Source organism: uncultured Cytophaga sp., assembly GCF_937863595.1.
GTDB lineage: Bacteria > Bacteroidota > Bacteroidia > Cytophagales > Cytophagaceae > Cytophaga.
Genome location: NZ_CALMGQ010000093.1, coordinates 17,398 through 43,460, shown reverse-complemented (window position 1 = coordinate 43,460; position 26,063 = coordinate 17,398). Strand labels below are relative to the sequence as shown.

Here is a 26,063-nt window from a genome sequence, read left to right as displayed (position 1 = left end):
TATATCTTTAAAACCGCTGCTTAAGTGGTCCAACTTTTAGACGGAAAGAGCAGAAACATATACCCCTGTTGATGATATTATAAAAAGTAGTAGTAATGAATATAAACCCAACAATCGATGGAGATCAAAATTTAATCGAAAAAAACGAGCATTCCATTTTATGGATAGATTATTTTTTAGTTGACTTATTTTTTTAGGGAGCCATATTACGAACCCAGAAAAAAGTAAGTATATAAAAATTAGTACAGCCGTCCCATTAATTTTTTTTCCAAAATCACCCATTAAAATATTTCGATGCACGTCTAATACAATTTTAAAAAAAGCAATAGACGTCTCATTTTTATTTCCCAAGTTTTTATGTGTCACTGCATCATAATATGCTGAAGTGCCATCTATATTTCGAGTGGCTGAACTAATTAAAACCGATCGGGTACTGTCTTTAAATAGCGTGATGGATGTTGCTTTGCTATATCTATTTTCAAATGCATCCATCATATTATCAAGGTTGCTTTTCGATGTGTTAGTAACGCTAGTATTATAAATGCTTGCATTATTTATTACATTTTCAATTTGCGTTTTAAATGCATATATACTTCCAGAAAAGGATGTTGTAAAAATTACGATTGAAGACAAAAGTCCGAGCCACAAATGTGACACGGACGAAAAATAGCGAAACCAGCTTTCAGAATTTCTTTTTTTACGAATAAATTTTGACATTTTATTAATGTTCAGATTTGCCTATATTATATTCGTTGTATAGTTGTTTATACCTATTAAATTGTTTTTCTGAAAATATTTTTTTGAACATATCTTCTCTGCTCATGTTTAGCTCGTTGTAATATTTTATATATACGTCTGGTTGCCCGTGATAATTATCGTGTTGATTTATGAGTTCTGTATAAAAAGCTTCATTTGTAATGTCAAATTGTACAGCCTGCGTACTATCAAGATCGAGCATATTTTTTATTTGCCTCATATTGTATTTTTCCCTTCCTTCACGTTCTATTTTCATTTCAGTTAAATACAGATCAAATTGTGTATCATCTAAAATGTTTTTAATTTCATTGTCTTGATCAATATATATCTGCTCTAAGTTATTTAATGCTTTCTCCCTATTATTTCTATTTTCTTCAAAATTTGCATGCGCTTTTTGCATATAGGAATCTGTGATTGCATCAAACTTATTAATTTGTTCATCTGTAAGGCTAAGCTTTGATTTTACAAGTGTGTAATTGAAGCGTCCTTCTTTTTTTGTACATGCGAATAATGACAAACTGAAAAATATAATATAAACGGCTTTTTTAATATTCATAGTTGTATCGTTTAAATGAAGCCTTCAGGAATAAAATTCCTGAAGGCTATTAGGTGAAATTTTAAAAAAGCATATTAATAAATACCTTCTAAGGCTAGGTTTGCACCATCCAATTTTAAACCTCTTGTAAAGGCATCTGGACTGCTTGATGTTGGGTCAAATTCATATACATAGGCTTCTCCTCCAATTGGACTGATTGCTATGTAGAATTTTCCGTTGTATACGATACCATTTTCATAACTGAATAATTGTGACATAGGAATATTCAATTTTACAGCTGTTTTGTTGTACACATCAATTCGCAACACAGACCAAGAATTTGCAGTGTAATAATCTCCTGCATCTTCTATATGTATTGGCATATAGCCGATGCCGTTACCTGCGTAAAACCAGCCACCAGTACCAATATTACTACTTAGACCAAGCGCTTCTGATACATTAAAATCATACGAATTGTCGTATGTACCATTTTTTAAACGCGTGATCACGGTTTTGTCTCCAGCAGATAAATCAAAACTATTTGCTGACATAAACCAGTTAGATTGATAAACATCCCCAATTTCATCCACATGCATTGATGGCGCACGGTAGCCACCTGTATGTCCTGAACCTTTATCTGTTAAGGTAATTGATCCATTTGTAAAAGAAGGGTAATCAAATACGAGTGTTTCTAAACCTGTTTGTTTTGGAACGCGCAATGGAGGTATCGTTGTTGGATCAAACATATCCATGTGCATTAAACCGAAATATACTTTATTACCAGAAATAACAGGGGCATCAACTCGCATTGGATGATAGCCGATTGTTGCACCTAATTTAGCATTTTCACTTTGCGGAATATTAAACTGTGTTAGATTTGAAATATTCATACCTGGTATTGATATGGATGCCAAACGTAAGGTACATGTTTGGTCGATTACTGCATTGTTCTCATCTTTAACAGGAACTACCACTACGTTATAAACCAATAAGGTATGATCATCTGCTAATTTAAAACGCGGTTTGTTTGTACCAACAGCTAATCCTGCATTGATTTCTTTCAAAATAGTATAACCACCTGATTGATTTGGTTGTAATTGAGAAATCAATCCCGTACCATAATCAAGAGAATACAGATAATCACCAGCAGCAACGATACGTGCAGCTTGATCTGCTTCTAACTGTGTACCATTATCAATAAAAGATACATTTCCAGTGAGTAATTGTTTTGATTGGGCTAGGTAGTAAGCACCATCGATTGTGCCTAAAAAACTGAATATACCTGTTCTAGAAATTCCTGTAACAGGTGCTGGATCAGGATCTGATTTTTTTTTACATGAACTTGTTAATGCTAATACAAATATGTATGATAGAATTAACAATGGTATCCTTAACTTCGTTTTCATAGTTTATTTATTTATTTATTTACTTATTTATTCTTCTTTTCTAATCTGTAAACACATTTCACATATACAGCTCTACCCGGTTTTTGAACAGCAAAATTATCGAATACTTGTTCGTTCAATATATTGTTCAAATCCATACTTAATGTTAATTTGTCTTTGGGAAATGTGTATCCTACACCACAACTGTGAATCAATTGTACAGGAATTATATCTTTGTTGTATTTTCCAATACTTTCTGAAAATCGAAAAAAGGATCCTACATAATTAAAATTCCAATAGATAAATGTTTTTGCATTTTGTTGAAAAATATTACGAATGGTAGCTTGTACATTTGTATTCATTTGTAAAAATGGTGTGTTTGGTAATCGCTCGTTATAGACAATATTTTCGTTCCCTAGTTGATCTGTATTAGATTTAATAATTGGCTGCAAATAGGATAGTGTTTGTGTAAATGAGAGTGTTTTTTTATGCGCAAATTTTAATCCACCATCAAAACCTTTCATTAATACATTATTAAAGTTTGTGTATACAAAAGAACCTGCATCATATTGCCATTGCTGTATAAGGTCGGTAACATCTCTGTAAAAAAAGTTCCCTGTAATGACAATGTTGTTTGTCTTTTTTTGAAATAAGGATAGTTTATATCCAAGATTAATATTTGTGCTTTTTTCAGGTTTGAGATCTGTTGTGCTTACAATCATTATGCCGTCTCCTAATACTTCATCCGGTTCAGGCAAACGATATGCTTTTTCTAGCGACGCAGATAATAATAGATAGGGTGTTATATTATATGCTGTTGCAATACCATACCCAATGCCCGAAGCATCTGTGTGAACAGTGGAGTAATTTGTAACTCCCATAGTTGTTGCTGACGTTTTAATGCCAGCACTATATGAAAAATATTTAGAAAAAAGTGACGTGGTTAAACGATTGTTAAACCATTTGCTCTCGTAAACAAGTCCTAATGTTTGTTTAGAAAACAATTGTGGAGCCCAATATCCTTCCGTTTTATGTGTAATAAGTGGATCTAAATTAACTCTATTTACGTTTGTGTTTATTATATTTAATCCGAGTTTATGATTGTTATTTATTCTAAACGAAAGATTTACACGATTAAGAAAAACCTTTTCTGTTAATGTATTTAAAGTGAATGATTGTTCTCCTCCCAATGTGCGAACACCTTCTATATTTCCGTCCCAATTATAAATGTAAATAGATGTATCAACACGAGAACGCGTTAAAAATGTATATCCGCTAAATAAGGTAATGTCCAGTCCGTGTACTAGTAGATTTGTTTTTTTGTACGTTAAGTAGGGCATGTATACCTGTTGAGAATACGTTGCTTTTCCATACACAACCTTCATTGTAGTTCCGTGTTGTATATCTTTATTCATGCCAGAAACCAATAGGCCCAAGTATAATTGATCTGCAAACTTAGTATGAGAGAAGCCAACATCCGCTTTGATTGCTTGCGAGCTAAATGCATCATGAAAACGTTTTACTTTTTGTCCTCGATTTACGGTAAATGTATTTGGATCTGTTGTATATATGTCGTTTCCCCAAACGGTATAATTATTTTTTGTATTGTTATAAAACATCGCCAATTTGACGGAGAACCCTGAAGACGAATCTCTGAAATTACCAAATAAAGAAGCCCGATGCGTATTGAAAGAACCATAAGAATAGGATAGATCTAGCCCGTTTTGTGTTTGTTTTTTTGAAATTAAATTAATGGCACCACCCAATGCATCACTTCCAAGTTCAACAGGAACAACACCTTTATAGATATCTATTCTATCAATAAGCGAGATTGGAATTGTGTTGATTGAGTAGGAGCTGCCAAAATAATCCATTGGTATTCCGTCAAGGAAAAAACGTACCGATTTTCCACCCAAACCATTTAATGCATACGTTGAACGCGAACCAAGTCCCCCTTCTTGTCTAACTTTAACACCTGCTGCTTGGTCTAATATTCTATTTAACTCTATAGATTGGCTCTGGAATTTTTTTGTCTCAATGGATATTGCTGCATATCCTTCTTCATCTTTTTTTATTATTTGATTGCTTACAATTTCAACTTCTGTGTCGTTTAGTTCTTTTAATATGAAATCTATACGTATTGAATCTTGATGAATGTTTATTGTAATGTTTTTTTCTAGTGTCGAATAGCCTAATGTATAAGCAATTATTGTAATTGAATCTGCTCTTATTTTTATATTGCTAAGTATATAATTCCCTTCATTATCAGTATATTGATCTGATGTTGGGTTTATTATGTGTACTAATGTCATGGGTATAGGAATACCCGTGTTTGTTTGTACTGTTCCATAAATTGTTAATTTATGATCTTGTGCAAAAATTTGTTGTTGATTGATAATCAGCAGAAAAGCCGATATAAACTGAAATAACCTCATTTTGAATTGCATGATCCAGAAAAGATTTTTATCTTTATTAAGATTAATTCTAAATAGAATGCAAATCTATCTAAACTTTGGGAAAAGAAAAGACGTGAAAGGGTTTAAATATAACGCAAACGGAATTAAATGGAATCTATATTAAGCGGATCTATTTATGGCAATGAAGAGATCATTAAAACATATACAGAAAACTTCAGACTACAAAACTTGTCTGAAGATGTAGAAGTGGTAAATGTTAATGGTATTAGTGGTACATCAACCTCAATACAATTAGATGGTTTATTTATAGAAATTCGAAGTGTCACGACTTCTCATGATTATGAAGTTCATGTTGCGCATGACTTTCCATTTTTTAAGTTGCATTTTGAAATTGAGGGTTCAAACCATTACATTCCTGATAATGATAATAGTATTGAAATTTTAATTCAAGATGGTCAGTATAATTTTTTTTATTTTCCTCAAGTAACAGGGATGTTATATTTTAAAGCTAAGAAACGTAAGACGCTTGAGATTCAGTTTACGGAAGATTATTTTGAACGTGTCATCGGTGATAATTTCAAAGAATTATTTGCGAAGCTAGGAAATGCTATTTCTGCTAAAAAACCATTTATTCTGTGGGAGAAAAGTAGAAGTATTTCATTTGAACTAAAAAGTAGTATTAAAGATATTATTGAATGTTCGTATAAGGGAAATATTAAAAAGGCCTATCTTGAAGCAAAAGTGTTGGAATTACTGATTGTACTATTGGCAACATCAGCTAAAGAAATTGTGGAACCCAAAAGATCTACTATTTCTTTAGCCGAGCACGAACAATTGATTTATGTTGAAAGATATATTCAAGAGAATTATAACCGTACCATTACTATTTCTCAGTTGGCTTTGATTGCTGGATTAAATACATCTAAACTGAAGCAAGATTTCAAAGCGATGTATTCGACCACAATTTTTAAATATATAACAGATCTTCGTATGGAAAAAGCCAAACAAAACTTAATCGATGGAAGAGGAAATATTACGGAGATTTCTTTCGAGGTCGGATATAAGAATCCTCAGCATTTTACAGTAGCATTTAAAAAGAAATTTGGGATTTTGCCTAAAGATATTCAAAATAAGGGAGTCATATAATAATTGATATTTCCTCATGAGTTAGTATGGCATCTTAACTAAATGTTGTTGATGACTTTAATAATCCAATAATTACCAATAATTCCAAACTGTCAACAGAATAAATTGCGTTGATCTACAAATGTCTTTAATTACAGAATTTTCTAAATGTGGTAACATACCACTAAAATAGTCTGGTAGAATTATCTTGTAGCCTATATGAAATATAGCTTATAGAATAACTATACTTAATTTAATCGGACACCAATGGTAAAATATAAAACGAAAAAAAAAAGAAATATGTTATTTTTCATTGTTGTAGCTATTTATAGTAACTACTTGTAAACATTGAATACAAAGCACTATAGGACACATATGAATCAAAATATTAGATGAAGTTGGTATGAAGCATATAAACATATAACAGATTATTACCACACAACTACTCAACTTAATATATAGAAGTATACCACTAAAAAAATATATTAGTTAACACGTGTTAATTAATTAAAATTAATTGCAATTAATTAATTAAATATGAAGATTACTTTTGCTTTACAATATTTAATTGTTTTAATTTATAGCGTAATGTTTTTTAATAATATTCTTTAGAAATTATAGACGTATAATTCAACATTATCAACAAATTGGATTGACGACCATGGTGAAATCCTTGTAACAAATGTCTCACAATTTTTAATGAGTTCAAGGAATTTTAAAAGCACCATGGTAGCCATTCCTACTTGCTAGTAAATCACTCTAATCTTCACAGCCCATAAGGAGTAATCATTCAGTTATACTAAGTAAAAATATCTACTAAATAGATAGGGTATTTTTTAAAACTTCCTTCCCTAAAGTAGCTTATTAATAAATCTAAAGGAAAATATTTTCCCCAATCAATATAGATCTACATGTTGTAACATTCAATTTTGTTAACATAAGATAATAAATTTAATCACATGTTAGAATTAAATATTTTGCAATTATATTGCTTATAGTTAGAATAATTTTTTGAATGAAATTTTAAGGATTAATAACATAATTATAAAGTATAAAATGAATAAGCATCCATTTTTAAATAAGAAATCCCTATCAATATTTTTATTACTGGTAATATTAATTACTGTCATAATAGTATCCATAGGTCAATACAATAAAAAAATCAACAGGCATCACGTATCTTCAAGTGAAGATACTGTGGACGTTGTTGCAACTTACGCAGTAGATTTAAATGAAGAGAGTGGTAATTATGAAGAGGATTATGAAAGAGAAGAAGAAATAAGCACCTATTCACTTGCCTCCTTATGGGATAAGCCAGAAGAAGATAAGAAAAACATAGAAGACGTAATGCTGTACGTAATAGACAATATTTTATATACGACTAGCGAAGGAAATTTCGAGGACACACGATGGAGCCTTTCATATATTACGAGTCTGGGTACTCGAAGGGATGATGAACTGAGTAAATCGGAAATTGATTTAATAAGATATAATGACTCTTTAAAAATAAACAATTATATAAAAATCAGAGAAGTAATAGATACAGATCCTAACAAACTAAAACCAATTTTTAATTCATATAAACAGGTGTTTTATAGTTTGATGCCTAAAAGAATGTATGTAAAAACGGATTTAGAAAACATTGTTAATATATTAGTTTTAAGTTACAAAGATTTAAATGCGAATAACAAAGAAGAAAAATGTAGTAATCTATATGATTTTTTAAATGAACACTACTATTATAATTTAAATGAAGAGATAATGAAAGAATATATTTCAGATACATATAGAAGTGAATATAAAAAAATATATTATGCCGATGGTTCAAGGGTAAAAAATCGAGACTTATATTGTATATATAGTTTTTGGGCTAGACGTTATCATGAAAAAAACATAAAAGATGTGTACGATATACTAATTGAAATTCAAAACCACTATTCAGAATAAAATTAAAAAAATGGTATTCTTAAGGGTACCTTCCTATAAATCGTTAAGCGCAGCATTGTTATTAAAAACCCGCCTTAATATAACTCCAGCCTTCGTGCTGACGAAGAATCAAATGCGCTATGGCAGATGGAACAATACGAGCAAAGGCTAGGACAGAAGAAGTACTAAGATTTCTATGATTTAACGTATTCTTACACACTACAAATTGAATACCCTTATCATGTAAGCCAGCAAGTGTATTCTGATACAAGGTCTCCGACAAGAGCAAATCAATCCCTGCTCCATTCATCACCAATTCAACTTCAATAGCCTCAAAAGCATTCAATATGTTATTCAGCTGACTAATAGTCGCTTTTTGAACTGCTATATCATTATTAGAAAGTTGAATAACTACTTTATACATAATCACTTTTTTTACACGCTAAATATTATACTTTCTTTAGTATCTACACACCGTATATTTATTTATTTATTTATTTATTTATGATTACTTATCACTAATCTCTTTTCATACTTTGTACTAAGTACTCAGTACTTTCTTCTACTTCTTCTTTCTTTTCTCCGTCACCGTTTCCCCACCAATTCCCCAATTATCTGTATTGATTTCATCAATCACTACAACAGTTGTTTGTGGATTCTTATTCAATACTTTCACCAATAAATCGGTAACACCTTGTATCAATTCTGCTTTTTGTGCTGCAGTAACACCTTCATCGGTAATCTTTATATTCACGTAAGGCATACTATTATAATTTAAATGTATTGTTCACTGTATTTCTACCGGATCATTGTTCACTTTCCATTAATTCTATCTCGAATTCTAATTATTCTTTTGTGCTACGTAATCAATACTCTATACGTATTAATTCTTCTGACTACTGTACACGTTATCTATAAAGTTAAAATCGTAAACTCAACCCTTCGATTCAACTTCTTCGTTTCCTCCGTTGTATTACTAGCAACTGGTTTTGACCCTCCAAAACCACTTGCAGTGATGCGATTTTGTTTGATTCCTTTTACAATTAAATAATTTTTAACTGCATTAGCACGATCAATAGATAATTGTTGATTTGCTTCCGGATTACCTACGTTATCTGTATGACCATCAATTTCTATTGTCATCGCCGGATTATCAATTAGGATGGTATACAACTTATCCAACTCAACAAAAGACTCGTCTCGTAATACAGCTTTGCTCATATCAAAGAAAATATTATTCAATTTAATTGTTTGACCAATTTTAATGGGAGCTAAAAACAGATCTTGCGTAATCTCTTTGTATTCGTCAATTGTTGTTAAATCAATATTATTTGAAATAGGAATTAAGTTTGTGCCATGTGCACTAAAACTATATTGTACACCGTAAGGTAAGGTAATTCTATAGGCTCCCGTTAATGGATCCGATACAGCTTGACCAATTTCTTTCCCTGTAAGTAAGGATTGGTAAGTGATACGGGCAGATACGGGTTCATTGGTATTTGCATTAAGCACCTTTCCACGAATCAAAACTACAGGATTGGGTCTATCTACATTCGCTAATTTTATGCGTACAATATCACTTTCACCGTAGCCTCCTTTATCGCTAACCATATACGCATATTCCCCTTTAGCATCCATAGTATAATACGCATCCCAACCATTCGTATTTACATTGCCCCCCAGGTTGATGGGTATAGACCATTTTTTCCAAGTATCATCCAAACGTTTAGTCATCCAAATATCCCGATCACCATAACCACCAGGTCGATTAGAAGAGTAGTATAGGGTTGCATTGTCAGAAGCTAAAAATGGAGTAGATTCTGTATACTTTTTAGAATTGATAGTTTTTAGATACATCGGTGCAGACCAATGATTCGGACCTATCTTGAAGCACACATATAAATCATTCAATTTACTGCGTGGAAGTTTTAGGTTGCCATCTGCATCATAATCTGAATTTTCTTGTTGTGGTTGGTATTTAGAAAATGCTAAGAGAATTGTTTTCCCATCGGCACACATCCAAAAAGAAGAGTAACTACCCAAGCTCATGGCTTCGTATTTATCAATGTTCATTTGCTCTGGCTCACTCCAACCTATTTTTGTTTTCAATACATAGGAAAAGCCACTGCCCGTATATTCCCCATCTACATATGCCCCGCGTATATAGGCAATATTACCATCCGTACTGATACTTTCTATACTGTTATATCGCCGAACATTAAAAGGATCCGACATACGTTTAGATCTCGTCCAATTTCCATTTGAATCCAATTCAGAAAACCAGATATCTTCCGCATCAGAATAATATTTAGACTTTGTATTAGAAGGATGCCCTTCAATAACATAATACAATACCTTACCATCTGGCGATATAATGGGACCTATATCATCAAATTCGGTATTCACATTAGGACCTAAATTAACTCTGCTAGAATCTTGTGCAAAAACATACGAACAAACGATTGTTGAAATAAGTACTAGGAGAGCCTTCTTCATAATTCTGTTAAATATTAATGCAATGAGTTCTCAATTCTCTTTAAGCTACTTAATTTTAAATTATAATCCCCAGTTTTAAGCTTTAAATTTCTTTACCATTAATGCAGCAATATGTCCGCCGAATCCAAACGTATTACTTATAGCAACGTTGATTTCTTTTTTTATTGCCTGATTTAATACAAGATTTAATTTGTCATATCCATCAGCAATCTCTGTCGTGTTGATGGTATGAGGTACAATGTCATGTTGTACAGCTTGAATACAGACGATAGCTTCAATAGCACCTGCAGCACCAAGTAAGTGTCCGGTCATAGATTTAGATGCACTGATTGAAGCATTTGAATGGTCGCCAAACAAACGTTGTATCGCTTTCAATTCACTTTGGTCACCTATTGGAGTAGAGGTTGCATGTGGGTTGATGTAATCCACATCGGATGCTTCAATTCCGGCATCTTCCAACGTTAATTTCATTCCCATATACGCACCATCCCCATCCGGGTGCGAACCCGTTAAATGATAGGCGTCTGCACACATACCACCACCAATTACTTCACATAAAATAGTAGCGCCACGTTTCACAGCATGTTCGTATTCTTCCAGAATAAGAGCACCTGCGCCTTCACCCATTACAAATCCGTCTCTTTTCGGATCAAAAGGACGAGAAGCAGATTCAGGATGTTCGTTTTGGGTAGACAATGCTTTCAACGCGCCAAAACCACCAATCAAACTTTCATTAATAGGAGCGTCTGAACCACCAGTAATAATCATGTCTGCTTTGTTCCATCGAATATAATTAAAAGCATCGATTACAGAAGTAGTAGAAGACGCGCACGCAGATACAGTTGTATAATTAATACCACGCAAACCATGTTTGATGGATATAACGCCAGATGCAATATCTACTAATATTTTAGGTACAAAATAAGGATTGAATCGGGGAGTACCATCACCTTTGGCGTACTCCATAATTTGTTCTTGTGTGGTTAAAATACCACCATTTCCTGAACCCCAAATAACACCAATTCGATCTCTATTTAATGTATTGAAATCTATATTTGCATGTTGTATGGCTTCATTAACAGTGATCAATGCATATTGTGTAAACAAATCATATTTTCGCGCTTCCCCTTTTTCAAAATAATTTAGGGGGTTGTAATTTTTAATTTCACAGGCAAATTTTGTTTTAAATTTTTCTGTATTAAAATAAGTAATCGGTGCAGAACCGCTTTTGCCAGCTATTAAATTATTCCAAAATTCTTCTACTGTATTTCCAATGGGTGTAAGTGCTCCAATACCTGTAACTACGACTCTTCTCATGAATGTTATTGTAAATGAAATAATTGGTAAAAATAATGGAAACTTCGGGAATAGTAATCCACAAAGACATATAATTGAATCCTAAGAACGGTTTTTAATACCATCTAAATAGTGTATTTTAAGGTAAAATTTGAATAAAAATGGAAAAAATACACGCAACTACCGTCGTAGCAATTAGACATAATGGACAAATATCTATTGGTGCAGATGGCCAAGCGACATTAGGCCATACAGTAGTAAAAGACCATGTAAAAAAGGTTCGTAAATTAATGGATGGCAAAGTATTGTGCGGCTTTGCAGGCTCTACTGCAGATGCGTTTACATTGTTGGAACGTTTTGATGAAAAACTAACCATGTATCATGGCAATATGAAACGTGCTGCAATTGAATTGGCCAAAGATTGGAGAACGGATCGCTATTTACGTAAATTAGAAGCAATGATGATTGTGGTAAATAAGGACGATTTACTTCTAATTTCTGGTACGGGAGATGTAATTGAACCAGACAACGACATCTTATCTATTGGTTCAGGAAGTATGTATGCACAATCTGCTGCGGCAGCTTTAAAAAAACATGCTACACATTTATCTGCCCCAGAAATGGTTAAGGAAAGCCTTTCAATTGCAGCGGATATTTGTATTTACACGAATCATAATTTCATTATAGAAACAGTGTCCGAATGATTACGATATACCACAACCCACGTTGCCAAAAAAGCAGAACAGCATTGGCTCATTTAGAAGCCAAAAGCGAAAAGATAAAAGTGGTTGAATATTTAAAAAATACTCCATCAGAAAAAGAATTAAAAGAGCTGTTGAGTTTATTAAAACTTAAACCCATAGATATCGTTAGAAAGAAAGAATCTATATATATTGAAAAGTATAAAAACGGAAACTATACAGATTCAGAGTGGATTAAAATATTGGTTGAAAATCCAGTTTTGATAGAACGTCCAATTGTTGTAAAAGACAATAGTGCATGTATCGCCCGCGATGAAACGACCGTAAATAAATTATAACCTACCTATATTTTTATGATTCGAAGTATTAGTTTAATAATTGTTTTTATAAGCATCACTTATTTTTCCTACGGTCAATCAGACAAACCAGTTCGAAGAAAATTTAATATAGGCACCTTCGTTGGTATTGGCGGAGCATCGTTTGCACCTATACCAACATTTGATATTCGATATAGAGGTACTAGCTTAAGATTAGCGCCTGGCTATAAGTACAACGGTCTAGGTATTACTCAGGAGTTATTCCCATTATCCAAGTCGTTTTATAATGTATTTTGGCTTGCTTCTGTATATTATGTAAAAGGTACAGAAAAGAAATTTGCCTATGCTACAACAGACTATACATCCATTTCAGCATTAATAGGATTGAAGTATTATATGGGTACACGTTTTTTCTCTGAGTTGCAATTGGGTGTAGAAACAAGAAGTAAAACAACTCCAGGATATGCATCCAGTTCTACGGTATCACCGTATTTTGAGTTTGGTTTCGGAATTAATTTATTTAGGAATTACCCTAAAAAGATTGAACAAATTAATATGTACGAATAGATGAATTTTTTAGCACATATTTATTTATCGGGAAGTGACCAACAATCAATGATAGGTAACTTTATTGCTGATTCTGTAAAAGGAAAAGAAATCCTAATCTATAGTTCAGAGATACAAGAAGGAATAAAGTTTCATCGTTTTATTGATACCTATACCGATACCCATCCCACTATTTTAGAAGCAAAAAAAATAATTGCGCCCTATTTTGGCAAATACAATGCAGTTGTAATTGATATTTATATGGATCACTTTTTAGCGAAAGACTGGAATCATTTTTCTAATGTCCCTTTAGAAGCGTTTTCCCAATCAGTATATGCAATTCTTGATACAAATAAATCCATACTTCCAGATCGATTGCAAGAAATCTTACCCTATATGACGAAGCAAGATTGGCTTTCTAATTATGCATATTTCCATGGTATGGAACAGGTATTTAAAGGAATGTCCAGAAGAGCAGCTTTTGTATCGCACATGGAAGATGCAACAGAAGTATTAAAAAAACATTATGCTGAATTTCAAGAATGTTTTAACGACTTCTTCCCATCATTGGTTGAAGCTGCTGGAAACTATAAAAACACACATTAAAAATTAATACAGATACAAAATGAAGAAGCCTCCTGTTAATTGCGGGAGGCTTCTTCATTTTACTTAATAGAATGTGTTAGGCTTCATTTAATGAACGCAAATCCACCGGCACTAGTCTTGATACACCTTGCTCAACCATGGTAATACCGTAGATGATATCCGTACTAGCCATTGTTCTCTTATTGTGTGTTACAATAATGAACTGAGATTCACCTGAAAACTCACGAATGATGTTATTGAATTTATCAATGTTTGCATCATCCAAAGGTGCATCAACCTCATCAAATATACAGAACGGTGCTGGCTTGATCAAGTAGATTGCAAATAGGAGAGAGATTGCTGTCAATGTTTTCTCGCCACCTGATAATTGATTGATGGATAACGGACGTTTACCCTTAGGCTTCGCCATTATCTCAATTGCAGAATCCAATGGATTTTCAGGATCAACCAATTTTAAATCACAGGTATCTTCATCCGTAAACAAGGAACGGAATACACGAATAAAATTATCTCTAATCTTTTCGAACGCATCTAAGAATGTTGCTTTAGCTACAGCATCAATTTCGCCAATCGTTTGCATCAAAGATTCTTTTGATTTAGCTAAATCTTCTTTTTGCGTTGTGATAAACACATGGCGTTCTTTAATCTCTTGATACGCCTCCATAGCCATAGGATTGATAGGTCCTAGTTTATCCAGACTATTTTTTATTTTAATAACTTTTTCTTTTAATTCATTTTCAGATAAGAGTACCTCTTCGAAATCTTGATTTGCAAGAATCGCATCTAAATCTAAATTAAATTCCACATTCAATCGTTCTTTGATAGAACTCAATCCAAGTTTTGTTTCCGTAACACGGTTTTGTAATGCCAATAAAGCTGCATCACAATCTTCACGCATACGACGAACTTCTTTCACTTCTTTTTCAACTTCATCAATACGTACACGAGTACTGTAGTAATCTTTCTCTGCTTCATGTACGCCCAATTCTATGCTTTCTTTTTCTTTATAGAAGTTGATCAATTCATCTTCGCTTACATCGGCACTGTCAACCATCTGACGAATTTCTCCGTTAGCTATTTCTAACTCTTCATGGTTTTTAGTAATGCGTTCTTTGCTTTGATCAAACGTAGTTTGTTTGTAACCAATTTCTTGTTCCAAACTATTTACTCTGTTTTGCTGCTGATGAAAACCAATGTTTTCTTGGTTGTAAACAGCCGATTTATTACTTAACTGTGTAGTATGTAAACTCAACTCATCGTTTAATAAATTTAAACGCTCTTCATAACTTTCAAGTTCTTCTTTACCTGTTTGAGCAAGAGGGGTATTTATTTCAATTTCTTCTTGAATCTTAGCAATTTTATCTAATACATCTTCTTTACGAAGGCTGTTATCAGAAAGCATTGCAGCCAGCTGTTCTTGCTTCGTTTTTAAAGTAATATATTCACTATTGATTAAATTGATTTCTCTACGAACTTCTTCAATTTCAGATTTCTTCGTATTTTCTTTCAATAAATAGAATTGCTTTAACTTCGAATCTAATATCAAACGAATGTCTTCAATTTCGTCTGTAATTTGTTTGATATCTACTTCAAGCTTTTCCATATTCTTAGCTCTACCAATTCGCTTGCCTTCAAACAAACCAACAGAACCACCAGAAATGCTGTATTTACGCTTCGCTAGCTTACCATTTTGTGTAATAAATACAGATTGTGGATCATTCGGAATAATGTCTTGGTTACCTGTGATAATATATACACCATCTAAAATATATTGAATTAAACCTTTGTATTTGGTGTCGTATTCAACAATATCCAATGCCGCAATGCACCCTTCAAATGTATTCTTTGGTGAAGATTGAAAATTATTAAAACGGGCTTGTACAAAGAAATTGGCTTTTCCTTTTGCAGCATCGCTTAATAAATTTACTGCTTGTATTGCTTGTGCTTCGTTCTCTACTACATAGTAGTTCATGAACGATTCCAAGTAATTTTCAATACACAAACGATACGATTCATCGCAGGTTAATATATCTGAAAGGAGAGGAGTGTCTTTTCCCCAAGATGCATTCTTCTTCAAAAATTTAATTGCATCCGGGAAACCTTCCAAGTTCTCAACCATTGATTTTGTTAAATTAAATTCATTTTGTTTTGAATCTAATTTACGGTTCGCCTTAGTTAATTGATCGCGTATTTGTTCTATCTCTTTTTCAAGTAAAACAACTTCTTCTTGTATGCGTAACTCTTCAGCTTGAATGGATTCTAATTCTGCTAATTTAAAATCAAGGTTACGTTTTACTTCAGCAGCTTTAGTTTCGAATTCAGAAATGTTTGCCGAATGAGTAGACGTATCGCTCGCAGTTTTTTCTAATTCTTGTTTTAATGCAGATAATTGTATCGCTAAAATTTCGAGGTGTTTCGTTGCTTGATATACCGCCTCTTGCTTATGTTTGTATGCATTGCTCGCATTCGCAACTTCGTCTTGAACAACTTTATTTTTTTCTTTTTGCTCTTCGTATTCTTGTTTTAATTTCTCAACTTTTAATGAGATTTCTTCAAAAATCTTTTCTGCAGATTCTTTTTCCTGCGTAAGACTTTCTAAACTAAAAGAAGCTCTATCGTTGCTTTGCTTATCTAATTCAATTTGATCTGTTAATGATTTACTTTTATCATTTAAAAAACGAAGACGTTCATTTTTTATTTTCTTATCACTTTCAAATGAACGTATTAAATTCACATGTTCATTCAACGTTTTTTGTCTGTCGGCTAATAATTTTTCTTTATTAACCATCTCTAACTTTATACGCTCAACATCACTTTCCTTTTCGTTTATTTGAGAATTGTAATTTGTACGCAAATCAGTTTGTTCATCCAGCTGTTTGTTTGTGTTTAAAATCTCTTCGTGTTGAGATTGCACACTCACTTTAGCTAAATCAATACTTACTGTTTTATACTCTTCTTTAATTTCGTAATACTTCTCCGTTTGTTTTGCCTGCTTTTCTAGCGACTTTAAATTTTTATTGATTTCAAAAAGTAAATCCTCAACACGCTCTAAATCTTTATCTGTTTCTTCTAATTTCTTCAGCGTTTGTTTTTTGCGCATTTTGAATTTTGAAATACCAGCAGCTTCTTCAAACAATTCTCGACGAGAGCCATCTTTATCATTCAAAATATCATCTACCATTTTCAATTCAATAATGGCATACGAATCGGAACCAATACCTGTATCTAAAAACAAGTCATTGATATCTTTCAAACGACAGGTTACGCCATTTAACAGATATTCACTATCGCCTGTACGGTAATAACGACGGGTAATAGTAACCTGAGAATATTCCGTAGGAAGTAAATTTTTGGTATTGTTAAACGACAACGAAACCTCTGCCATTTGTTGTGGCTTACGGTTTTTAGTACCGTTAAAAATTACGCTTTCCATTTTGTCCGAACGCAAAGCACGCGTACGTTGCTCACCCAATACCCAACGTATTGCATCCACAACGTTTGACTTGCCACAACCGTTTGGCCCAACAATACCCGTAATACCCTCATCAAAATTAATGACTACTTTATCACCAAAACTCTTAAATCCCTTTATTTCTAACTTACTTAATTGCATGGATTTCCCTTCAATTATATATATTTAATCTCTTAAAAATAAGATATTTGTAGGGGAGATACTGCCCCCATTATACCCGTTTATCAACAGTTTTATGCACAAAAATGCGTATCACTTATTTTATTCGTATATTGATGATATATTTATAATCTACTGATATGGAAAATATTAAGATTCTTTTTTGGGTTGTAGCGATTGGTTTTTACATTTATACACAATTGAAAGATTCTTTTAAAAAGAATAAAAACGCCAATCCTGCTCCAGCTCCAGCTTATAATTCAGAAAGTAATAGACCAAAAGCCTATTCAAAGCCAATAACAAAACTTCCTACAATACCGGTAAGTTCGTATACCGCACCGACAAGTTCCTATCAATCGACCACTAAAAAAGCGTCTAAACGTTACCAAAGTAAATACAATAAAGCGGAGGAAATGCGCCAATTATTAGAAGAATTAGATGGAACTAAACCAAAAGAAATTGTTAGAGAAGCGTTTTACAAAAATACGGATAACGATATAGACCCTAGCAAATCGTTATTTAAAGAAAAGAAATCAAAAGAAATTGAAGACGAACATTTAACGCCTTATTCATTAACAAATAAAAAGAAACATCCCTTGCTACAATTCCTTTCAAATAAAAACAATTTAAGAAATGGGTTTATTACAGGAGAGATAATGAAGCGACCATTATAATCCCGATTAAAAGGAATGATGAATGTATAAGATTACCGTGATATGAATAAGTATATCGTAACTTTTTTTTGTGTTCATAAGCAATCTTAGTATCTACTTATTTTTTTCAAATCTAGATTCAGACAATTTAATTACTTCCAGTCCGTTTTTTCAATCAAGTATTCAAAATGCAATACTTTTTTTCCGTAATAGTCAAAGTCTATTTCATTTACTTTTAGGGCTCCAATTTTTGATACCGCAATCTGTGATCGTGTGTTTGTGGATCCTACATGAAAAAACACCTTGTCGACAAATTGAAATGCATAATCAAGTAGCATTTTTTTAACTGATTTATTGTATTGTCTGCCCCAATACTGTTTTGCTAAAAATGTATAGCCAATAGCAATAGTGCAAGTCTCTGCTTTATAATCATAATAGCGTGTTGAACCAATGATTTCACTACTTTCCTTATCAATAATAAGGAAAGCCATATGAGACTCAACAGCCTCGTCAAAGAATAGCTGAAAAACTTCTTTTTTATATCTGTCTTTTGTAGGATGTTGTTCCCAAATGAGTGGATCACTAGCTACTTTATGAAGCACATCAAAATCATATTCAGTTAGAGGTGTTAAACGGATTAGATTATCTTCAAGTATATTTGGTTGCCAGTTGATTGTAATCATTATACAGAATAGTTTTAGCTCCTTATTATTTTGTCTATTATAAGTTGTAAAAGATAAATTTAGATAAAAAAAGATCCCGCTAAATAATTAGCGGGATCTTTTTTTTAATCTCTTAATCTAACTTATGCTTTAGCATCTGGATTCACCAAACGAATAACATGCATATAATGTAATACTTTTATAACAGGATAAGTAGGATCAAATTCGTACCACTTCATAGCGAAGTTAGGTCTGCTACCATACATGTGGTGATTGTTTTGAAATAATTCGCCACCTAATAAAACATCCATTGCTAATGTGTTTCTAGAAGCATCTTTGTTATCAAAATTTTGATAGCCTAATTTATGTCCAAACCAGTTAACAATAGCACCGTGTACAGGTCCCATTAAGAAATGTATTGGTAACAATAAATATAGATACCACATATGTGGTGGAACAAAAGCAATGTAAAAGAATACATATAAAGTACCCCAAACAATTCTTGAGATCCATGAGTCGCCCATGTTATCTATGAAAGACCACTCGGGTAAATTTTTACTAAATTTGTCTTCTAATGCATTCTCCCTTCTTAAAACAGAATTGTAAATATTCTTCGTTTTGTACATCATCACAAATGCATTTCTAGAATACAACGGAGAGTGTGGATCCTTTTCAGTATCGCTATACGCATGGTGCATTCTATGAAGTGCACCATATGCTCTTGGGTTCAAATAAGAAGAACCTTGAGTTATGTACAAGAATATAAAAAAGAATTTTTCCCAGAACTTATTCATTTTAAACATTCCGTGCGCAGAATATCTGTGCAAGAAAAATGTTTGGCTGAACAAAGATAAATACCAATGTGCAACAAAGAAGATGATAATAGGCCAAGCTGTACCAGTCATTTTTAGGATATTTTGGTTTTGTTTAGAACAACAAATTTAGTGAATTAGTTGCGTAAAAACGTGATTTATTTATAAGTGTATTGATTTAAGTTGATTAATACGATGTTAGTGCAAAAGAAATAATATTAGCACCCATTTGTAAGGCTTTTGTACGTATTTCATCCGAGTCGTTATAGATTTGTTTGTCTTCCCATCCATTACCTAAATCGCATTCATAGGTGTAAAATAAGACCAATCTTCCCTTATATAAAACACCATAACCCTTAGGTGTTTTTCCATCATGTTCATGCACTTTAGGTAAGCCGTTATTGAAATTATATTTCTGATGATAGATTTCGTGCGTAAAAGGCAATTCAATAAGTTCTGATTCTGGAAATATTTTTTTTATTTCTGGACGAATAAATTTATCCATTCCATAATTATCATCAATGTGTAAGAAGCCACCACCAATTAAATAATTACGTAAATTTTGAATTTCATTTGATGTAAAAACGACATTGCCATGCCCCGTCATATGCACGAAGGGGTATTGAAAGATGTCTACACTACCAGCTTCTACAATACTTTCTTCAGAAGCAATATTCACTCCAACATTCTTATTGCAAAACTCAATCAGATTGGGTAAGGATGTTTTGTTTGCATACCAATCACCACCTCCTTGATATTTTAATTTTGCAATCTTAAAAGATGGCTGTAAGGTAGAGGAACTAAGTAATAGGAGAGAAGTAAGTACTATTAAAATTGTTTTCATTTCTCTTGAATTAAATTCAGAATATGACAAGAAGCAATTGCTGCTGTTTCTGTTCGCAAGATAGAATTTCCTAAGGATATTTTAACAAATCCTTTATCAACTGCTCTTTTTACTTCCGTTGGGGTAAAATCACCTTCAGGCCCAATTAATACTAGACATGATTGATGCGCTTCTACCAATTTCATAAGTGTTGGTTTCGGATCTTCGTCTAAACAAGCAATTAATTTATATACATAGGACGAAAAATCTTGTTCCAAGAACTGATTATACGTTATCAACTCACTAAAATGTGGTAGAAAAGGTTGTCCGCTTTGTTTGATTGCAGCGAACGATGTTTTTTCTAATTTAGATACCGTTAAGTTTTTTCTTTCTGAATGTTCGGTTAACACAAAACTAAATGCGTCTACGCCAAACTCGGTACATTTTTCAACGAGCCATTCCATGCGTTCCATATTTTTAGTAGGAGCGATTGCAATGTGAATAGCTGCTTCGGATCGTTTATCTAGCTTTTGTTCTTCAATTATTTTATATCCGCATTTGCGATGATCTGCTTTTGTGATTTCAGCAGAAACAATAATGCCATTACCGTTTGTCACAGTAATGGCATCACCTTCTTTTAATCTAAGAACTTTTACAACATGAACAGATTCCTGTTCATCAAGTATGCATGAATAAACGTCTTTGTTTAAAAACAAATGGCTCATTATTATTGCTTACCGTTCGAAATTTCGATGTTGATTGATTTTCCTTTAATTTTATTGTTACGCATACCGTCCATAACTTGGTCAACCAAATCATGAGGAAGTTCAACAAAAGAATATTTATCGAAGATATCAATTTGTCCAATTTGAGAACCTTTGATGTTTGCTTCACCAGCAAATGCACCAACGATATCACCAGGAGAGATACGATCGATACGACCAACGTTTACGAATAAACGTGCCATACTTGCATCACTTGTTCTTGGTCTAGGCGTTCTTTCACGTCTTTCGCCACCATCACGGTCTCTTGAAGCAGCTGGTCTATCGCCGAAACGTTCTGAAGAACGACCATCTCTACGAGGTGCATCTCTTCTGTCTCCACGATCAAAACGGCCACCACGATCATTACGATCGCCACGGTTACGATCACCACGATCTTCATAAACTTTACGTTCTGGCTCAGCCAAATCTTTCATTTCTTTTGAAAGTAACGCAATCGCAATTTGATCCGATGTAATTCCTTTTTCTTTGTATTCTTCTAATAAATCAGACCAAATTTTGATGTTTGGTTTCTCTAATTCAGCAGTAATACGTGTAGCTAATTTATCTTTTTTGTAAGCAATTAATTCCTGACGTGTAGGAGTTTCTGCTTTTTCGATTGTTGCTTTTGTGTAACGTTCGATGTCTCTCAATTTGTATTTCTCATCATTAGTAACTAATGTGAATGATTTACCTAATTGACCAGCTCTACCTGTTCTACCGATACGGTGAACGTAATTTTCGATATCCAAAGGGACATCGTAGTTAATTACTGCATCAACACCTGTAACGTCAATACCACGTGCTGCAACGTCTGTAGCAACAAGAATATTTGCTTGACCTTTACGGAATTTGTTCATTACATCCGTTCTGTCACGTTGTGTTTTATCACCGTGTAAGCTGATAGGATTGTGACCGTACGCTTTTAATTCGTCTGTAACTTCTTCAACTTTACGTTTTGTGTTACAGAAAATCAACATCAATTGTAAGTTATTCAAATCAATAATTTGAGTAACAATTTCTGTTTTTTGAGCATTGCGAACTAAGTAATAGAATTGTTCAACCGTACTGATTGTTAATTCTTTTCTCTCAATTTTAATGATCTCAGGATTGTTCTGGAAACGTTTAGCAAGTGCCAAGATAGGCGGTGCAAGCGTTGCAGAGAATAAAACTGTTTGACGTTGTTCTGGCAAACGTGTCAAAATTAATTCGATGTCTTCTCTGAAACCCATGTTCAACATTTCATCTGCCTCATCTAAAATGATTTGAGAAATGTTAGAAGCATTTAATGTGCGTCTATCTAAGTGATCAATAATACGACCTGGAGTACCTACAACAATGTGTGCACCAAATTTCAAGTCTTTAATTTGTCTTTCGATTGATTCACCACCGTATACAGCAAGTACACGTAAGCCTTTTTTGAATTTAGATATTTTTTTTAATTCAGTTGCAACTTGTAAAGCAAGTTCACGCGTAGGGCAAAGGATTAATGATTGTGTTTGGTTGATAGAAATATCAACATGTTCAATAGCAGGGATACCGAAGGCTGCAGTTTTACCTGTACCTGTTTGTGCTTGACCTGTAAGGTCTTTGCCTGTCATTAAAATTGGAATTGTTTTTTCCTGGATAGGAGTAGCTTCAGAATAGCCAATAGATTCGATAGCCTCCACAACTTCAGGAGACAAACCAAGGTCTTTAAATAACATAGGATGTTTTTTATTTATTAAATGAATTATTTCGTCGTCTTTTCTAGATTACATAATATATCCGAAAGGTGTAATGAAAAAATACCTTGGGACATCAAAATCTATTAATCTTAGAAACAGATTGACAAGTAGCATAGCCTACCTCGAGACTATTGGGTGGTATTTTATCAGCGGTACGTTGCACGTACATTCCTTGTGAATTAAGTCAGCCATTTGCCAACACATTACTCAAAAGACATGCAAAGATAACTAATTTATTGATATAAAGAAATTTCTAGCAAAAATATTATGGAAGGGTAGTTTATGCTTCACCTTGTATGTAGGTTTATGCTTCACCTTGTATGTAGGTTTTTCCTTTATATTTAAGCGCAACACCAATAAATAAAATAGCAGTAACAAACATTAACAAGGCATACATATAGAAATAGGCCTCATGTTTGAATCGATGAAATACAACTTTATAGTGTTCAGGTAATGCTGATCTTTTTATTGTGCTAATATTATTCCATCCATTATCTTGAAGGGTAAATGAGTTGGATGGAGCATCTACTTTACCTACTAAATAGGTACCAGAAAGCGAAATGGTATCTAAAACACCTGTCTTTATGTTCTTTTGAAGTATAAAAAGACCTGATCCCTCTTCAAATTCTATTTTTTCTCCTTTTATCGGTGTATAGTTTTCTAGTGAAATTGAAGTTGTTGAGCCAACTTTAATTGTTGCAACTTCAACATGAAGATTGTTATAATGTGATATTACAGCTACTAAAATATTACCCAATGAAATTGAAAACATAAAGATCCCCATTACTGTTGATTTCATTTGATTGGGAGCCTGGGTATATGAAAACTCTAAAGCCGTTATAGATACCATTACTTCAGCCATGGTTAAAATTAAATAAGCCAAAAACTGCCACCAAACACTTGTCTCGATTCCGTTAGAAATTCTTTTTTCAATATATGCTACGACTAAAAAAGCAAGTACACACATAAACATGCCAATCAATATCTTAATTAAAGGCTTTAATGTAATAATTTTATTAAGTGCTGGATATATGTATAAAGAAAAGATAGGAATCAGAATAAGAACTAAAATTGGATTGGCTGCTTGTATCTGAGAGGGAAGCAGTGTGAATTGTATAAATCCGAATAAATCGATTTCCTTATTTAAGAAAGCACTTTTAGATTGATATACCCAGGTACTTGCACTTTGATCATATAAAGACCAAAAGATTGCAATAAAAGCAAATATAAAAACCAACCGGCCGATTGCAGATAAAGCTTCCTTACTAAAAATTGTTTTAAAATAAGCTTTTCCAAATGGAGGAACATGAACGAATCTATTTCTGCCCGACCAAAATATGACTGTAGCGACAAACATCAATATGCCTGGTAATCCGAATGCATACGCAGGGCCGTAGTGTTCCAATAAATATGGAATCAGTAACGTACTAAATAGCGATCCGAAATTAACGGCGAAATAAAATATTGAAAACACTTTTTCAATTAAGTGTTTATTATTCGTTCCAAATTGATCACCCACGTGTGCAGAAACACAAGGTTTTATGCCACCTGCACCAATGGATATTAATGTTAATCCCCAAAATAAACCTTCCTTCGATTCATTGAGTGCTAAAACCAAATGACCAAAACAATAAAGTACAGAGAGATATAAAATGGTTTTGTATTTGCCAATAAAAATATCAGCTAAAAATGCGCCTAAAATAGGAGTGAAGTACACTGCAGAATTAAATGTATGCGCCCATTCAGTTGAAGTACTTTCAGTCATATGTAAATAACTGGTCATAAAGACGGCAAGTATCGCTCGCATTCCATAGAAGCTAAAACGTTCTGCAGCTTCGTTACCAACAATAAACGGAATACCTGAGGGCATTCCGTTTGTTGTTGATGTTTGTATTCTTTGATTATTCATAGGAAAGATTGATAAAAAATATAGGATCAATTATGAATTTATTTTCCGCCTAATTCAGAATAAATATGTTCTACATCTTTTAATTTACATAACTCCGTTCCAAAATTCATTGTTGCTGCCGTACCGCAAGCTACTCCGTATTTTAAAACATCTTCATATGATTTACCTCTAGATAAACTTAATACCATACCAGCAACCATACTATCTCCAGCACCTACCGTACTTTTCTTTTCAATTTTTGGTGCAACTACATGATGAATCCCTTCTTTAGAAGCAAGCAATGCACCATTTTCCCCCAAAGAAACCACAAGAATCTCAACCTTTCCTGAATGGATAATTTCCATTGCAGCTGCTTCTTGCTGTTCTTTAGTAACCAATTCTTTACCAACAATTTCACTCAATTCATTGATGTTTGGTTTGCATAAAAATATCCCTTCTTTTAAAGAATGTTTTAATGCATCTCCAGAAGTATCTAGAACCAAACGCGCATTTTTCTGCGAAACAATTTTTGATAAACGAGAATAAAACTCGTCAGGCACCCCTTTAGGCGTACTACCACTAACTACAAAATATTCAAAATCATTTTTAGGATCTTGAATCACCGCAAGCATTTGTTCCCACTCTTCTTTATAAATTTCAGAACCAGGCATTCCAAAACGATATTGGTGATTGGTCTCACGTTCAACAACTATAAAGTTTTCTCGTGTCCAATTTTTAATTTGAAATGTGATTTGTTCAATCCCTTCTTCTGTAAGCAGGGATTTGAAATGGTTGCCCGTATCTCCACCAATAGGGTAGAGCGCTACAGATTGACCTTTTAATTTCTTAATAGCTCGAGATACATTTATACCGCCACCACCTGGTTGGTATATAGGATTATCACAGCGTAATTTGTGCTCAGGTTGTACACGATCAACTGAAGTGCTTTTATCAAAAGCGGGACTCAATGTCAGTGTAAAAATAGAACTTTTCATATCTT

Annotated in this window: 23 protein-coding genes; 7 read left to right on the top strand and 16 right to left on the bottom strand. The window is 33.2% G+C overall.

From position 1 onward, the window contains the following. Nucleotides 1-36 precede the first annotated feature (36 nt). The 4 genes from Q0543_RS09065 to Q0543_RS09050 form a co-directional block, all read right to left on the bottom strand. Nucleotides 37-717, bottom strand: a complete 681-nt coding sequence (locus Q0543_RS09065) for a PepSY-associated TM helix domain-containing protein (protein WP_299251602.1) — start codon at nucleotides 715-717, stop codon at nucleotides 37-39. 4 nt (nucleotides 718-721) lie between these two features. Then, the gene (locus Q0543_RS09060) at nucleotides 722-1,312 is read right to left on the bottom strand and encodes a hypothetical protein (RefSeq protein ID WP_299251599.1); all 591 of its coding nucleotides are present in this window, start codon (nucleotides 1,310-1,312) and stop codon (nucleotides 722-724) included. Between the two features lie 74 nt (nucleotides 1,313-1,386). Then, nucleotides 1,387-2,697, bottom strand: a complete 1,311-nt coding sequence (locus tag Q0543_RS09055) for a hypothetical protein (RefSeq protein ID WP_299251596.1) — start codon at nucleotides 2,695-2,697, stop codon at nucleotides 1,387-1,389. Nucleotides 2,698-2,720: 23 nt separating this feature from the next. Then, nucleotides 2,721-5,111 (bottom strand): TonB-dependent receptor plug domain-containing protein, encoded by a 2,391-nt coding sequence (locus tag Q0543_RS09050; RefSeq protein ID WP_299251593.1) that lies wholly within the window; start codon nucleotides 5,109-5,111, stop codon nucleotides 2,721-2,723. A 129-nt stretch (nucleotides 5,112-5,240) separates the two neighbouring features. Here Q0543_RS09050 and Q0543_RS09045 point away from each other — a divergent pair, with 129 nt between their 5' ends. Beyond that, nucleotides 5,241-6,239 carry an AraC family transcriptional regulator gene (locus tag Q0543_RS09045; protein WP_299251590.1) on the top strand — a complete coding sequence of 333 codons (999 nt, stop codon included), beginning with the start codon at nucleotides 5,241-5,243 and terminating at the stop codon, nucleotides 6,237-6,239. Between the two features lie 1,035 nt (nucleotides 6,240-7,274). Further along, nucleotides 7,275-8,165, top strand: a complete 891-nt coding sequence (locus Q0543_RS09040; protein ID WP_299251587.1) for a hypothetical protein — start codon at nucleotides 7,275-7,277, stop codon at nucleotides 8,163-8,165. Nucleotides 8,166-8,226: 61 nt separating this feature from the next. Here the strand turns inward: Q0543_RS09040 and Q0543_RS09035 are convergent, their stop codons facing one another. The 4 genes from Q0543_RS09035 to fabF all read right to left on the bottom strand — a co-directional run bounded on the left by Q0543_RS09035 (nucleotide 8,227) and on the right by fabF (nucleotide 11,957). Beyond that, complete coding sequence (locus Q0543_RS09035) at nucleotides 8,227-8,568, bottom strand: DsrE family protein (RefSeq protein WP_299251585.1); 342 nt, start codon at nucleotides 8,566-8,568, stop codon at nucleotides 8,227-8,229. A gap of 138 nt (nucleotides 8,569-8,706) precedes the next feature. After that, the gene (locus tag Q0543_RS09030) at nucleotides 8,707-8,907 is read right to left on the bottom strand and encodes a 4-oxalocrotonate tautomerase family protein (protein WP_299251582.1); all 201 of its coding nucleotides are present in this window, start codon (nucleotides 8,905-8,907) and stop codon (nucleotides 8,707-8,709) included. 149 nt (nucleotides 8,908-9,056) lie between these two features. Next, complete coding sequence (locus Q0543_RS09025; protein ID WP_299251580.1) at nucleotides 9,057-10,640, bottom strand: OmpA family protein; 1,584 nt, start codon at nucleotides 10,638-10,640, stop codon at nucleotides 9,057-9,059. A 75-nt stretch (nucleotides 10,641-10,715) separates the two neighbouring features. Beyond that, nucleotides 10,716-11,957, bottom strand: a complete 1,242-nt coding sequence (gene fabF / locus Q0543_RS09020; RefSeq protein WP_299251577.1) for a beta-ketoacyl-ACP synthase II — start codon at nucleotides 11,955-11,957, stop codon at nucleotides 10,716-10,718. Between the two features lie 140 nt (nucleotides 11,958-12,097). On the opposite strand from fabF, the gene hslV reads away from it, so the two are divergent. From hslV to Q0543_RS09000, 4 genes are read left to right on the top strand one after another with little or no spacing between them, the layout of a single operon-like run. Next, a complete protein-coding gene (hslV, locus tag Q0543_RS09015; RefSeq protein WP_299251575.1) occupies nucleotides 12,098-12,640 on the top strand; it encodes an ATP-dependent protease subunit HslV in 543 nt (180 codons plus the stop codon). Continuing rightward, complete coding sequence (arsC, locus tag Q0543_RS09010; RefSeq protein WP_299251573.1) at nucleotides 12,637-12,975, top strand: arsenate reductase (glutaredoxin); 339 nt, start codon at nucleotides 12,637-12,639, stop codon at nucleotides 12,973-12,975. Before hslV ends, arsC begins: the two co-directional genes overlap by 4 nt. Before the next feature lie 15 nt (nucleotides 12,976-12,990). Then, nucleotides 12,991-13,521, top strand: coding sequence for a hypothetical protein (locus Q0543_RS09005; protein WP_299251570.1), 531 nt, complete (start codon nucleotides 12,991-12,993; stop codon nucleotides 13,519-13,521). Next, nucleotides 13,522-14,106: an acyl carrier protein phosphodiesterase gene (locus Q0543_RS09000; protein WP_299251567.1), complete on the top strand. Its 585-nt coding sequence runs from the start codon at nucleotides 13,522-13,524 to the stop codon at nucleotides 14,104-14,106. A 76-nt stretch (nucleotides 14,107-14,182) separates the two neighbouring features. Here Q0543_RS09000 and smc read toward each other — a convergent pair whose 3' ends face one another. Next, complete coding sequence (smc, locus tag Q0543_RS08995) at nucleotides 14,183-17,719, bottom strand: chromosome segregation protein SMC (RefSeq protein ID WP_299251564.1); 3,537 nt, start codon at nucleotides 17,717-17,719, stop codon at nucleotides 14,183-14,185. 158 nt (nucleotides 17,720-17,877) lie between these two features. Here smc and Q0543_RS08990 point away from each other — a divergent pair, with 158 nt between their 5' ends. Beyond that, on the top strand, nucleotides 17,878-18,411 hold the full coding sequence (locus Q0543_RS08990) for a hypothetical protein (RefSeq protein WP_299251561.1): 534 nt from the start codon (nucleotides 17,878-17,880) through the stop codon (nucleotides 18,409-18,411). 131 nt (nucleotides 18,412-18,542) lie between these two features. Here the strand turns inward: Q0543_RS08990 and Q0543_RS08985 are convergent, their stop codons facing one another. The 7 genes from Q0543_RS08985 to Q0543_RS08955 all read right to left on the bottom strand — a co-directional run bounded on the left by Q0543_RS08985 (nucleotide 18,543) and on the right by Q0543_RS08955 (nucleotide 26,058). Then, a complete protein-coding gene (locus tag Q0543_RS08985; RefSeq protein ID WP_299251558.1) occupies nucleotides 18,543-19,073 on the bottom strand; it encodes a GNAT family N-acetyltransferase in 531 nt (176 codons plus the stop codon). Nucleotides 19,074-19,195: 122 nt separating this feature from the next. Beyond that, nucleotides 19,196-19,957 carry an acyl-CoA desaturase gene (locus Q0543_RS08980; RefSeq protein WP_299251555.1) on the bottom strand — a complete coding sequence of 254 codons (762 nt, stop codon included), beginning with the start codon at nucleotides 19,955-19,957 and terminating at the stop codon, nucleotides 19,196-19,198. A 94-nt stretch (nucleotides 19,958-20,051) separates the two neighbouring features. Beyond that, nucleotides 20,052-20,708 carry a DUF4159 domain-containing protein gene (locus tag Q0543_RS08975; protein WP_299251552.1) on the bottom strand — a complete coding sequence of 219 codons (657 nt, stop codon included), beginning with the start codon at nucleotides 20,706-20,708 and terminating at the stop codon, nucleotides 20,052-20,054. Continuing rightward, nucleotides 20,705-21,412, bottom strand: a complete 708-nt coding sequence (locus Q0543_RS08970) for a 16S rRNA (uracil(1498)-N(3))-methyltransferase (protein WP_299251549.1) — start codon at nucleotides 21,410-21,412, stop codon at nucleotides 20,705-20,707. Before Q0543_RS08970 ends, Q0543_RS08975 begins: the two co-directional genes overlap by 4 nt. A 2-nt stretch (nucleotides 21,413-21,414) precedes the next feature. After that, entirely contained in the window at nucleotides 21,415-23,154 is a 1,740-nt protein-coding gene (locus tag Q0543_RS08965) for a DEAD/DEAH box helicase (RefSeq protein WP_299251546.1), read from the bottom strand. A 325-nt stretch (nucleotides 23,155-23,479) separates the two neighbouring features. Continuing rightward, entirely contained in the window at nucleotides 23,480-25,084 is a 1,605-nt protein-coding gene (locus tag Q0543_RS08960; protein WP_299251543.1) for a POT family MFS transporter, read from the bottom strand. Between the two features lie 38 nt (nucleotides 25,085-25,122). Next, complete coding sequence (locus tag Q0543_RS08955; protein ID WP_299251541.1) at nucleotides 25,123-26,058, bottom strand: 1-phosphofructokinase family hexose kinase; 936 nt, start codon at nucleotides 26,056-26,058, stop codon at nucleotides 25,123-25,125. Between the last annotated feature and the right edge of the window lie 5 nt (nucleotides 26,059-26,063).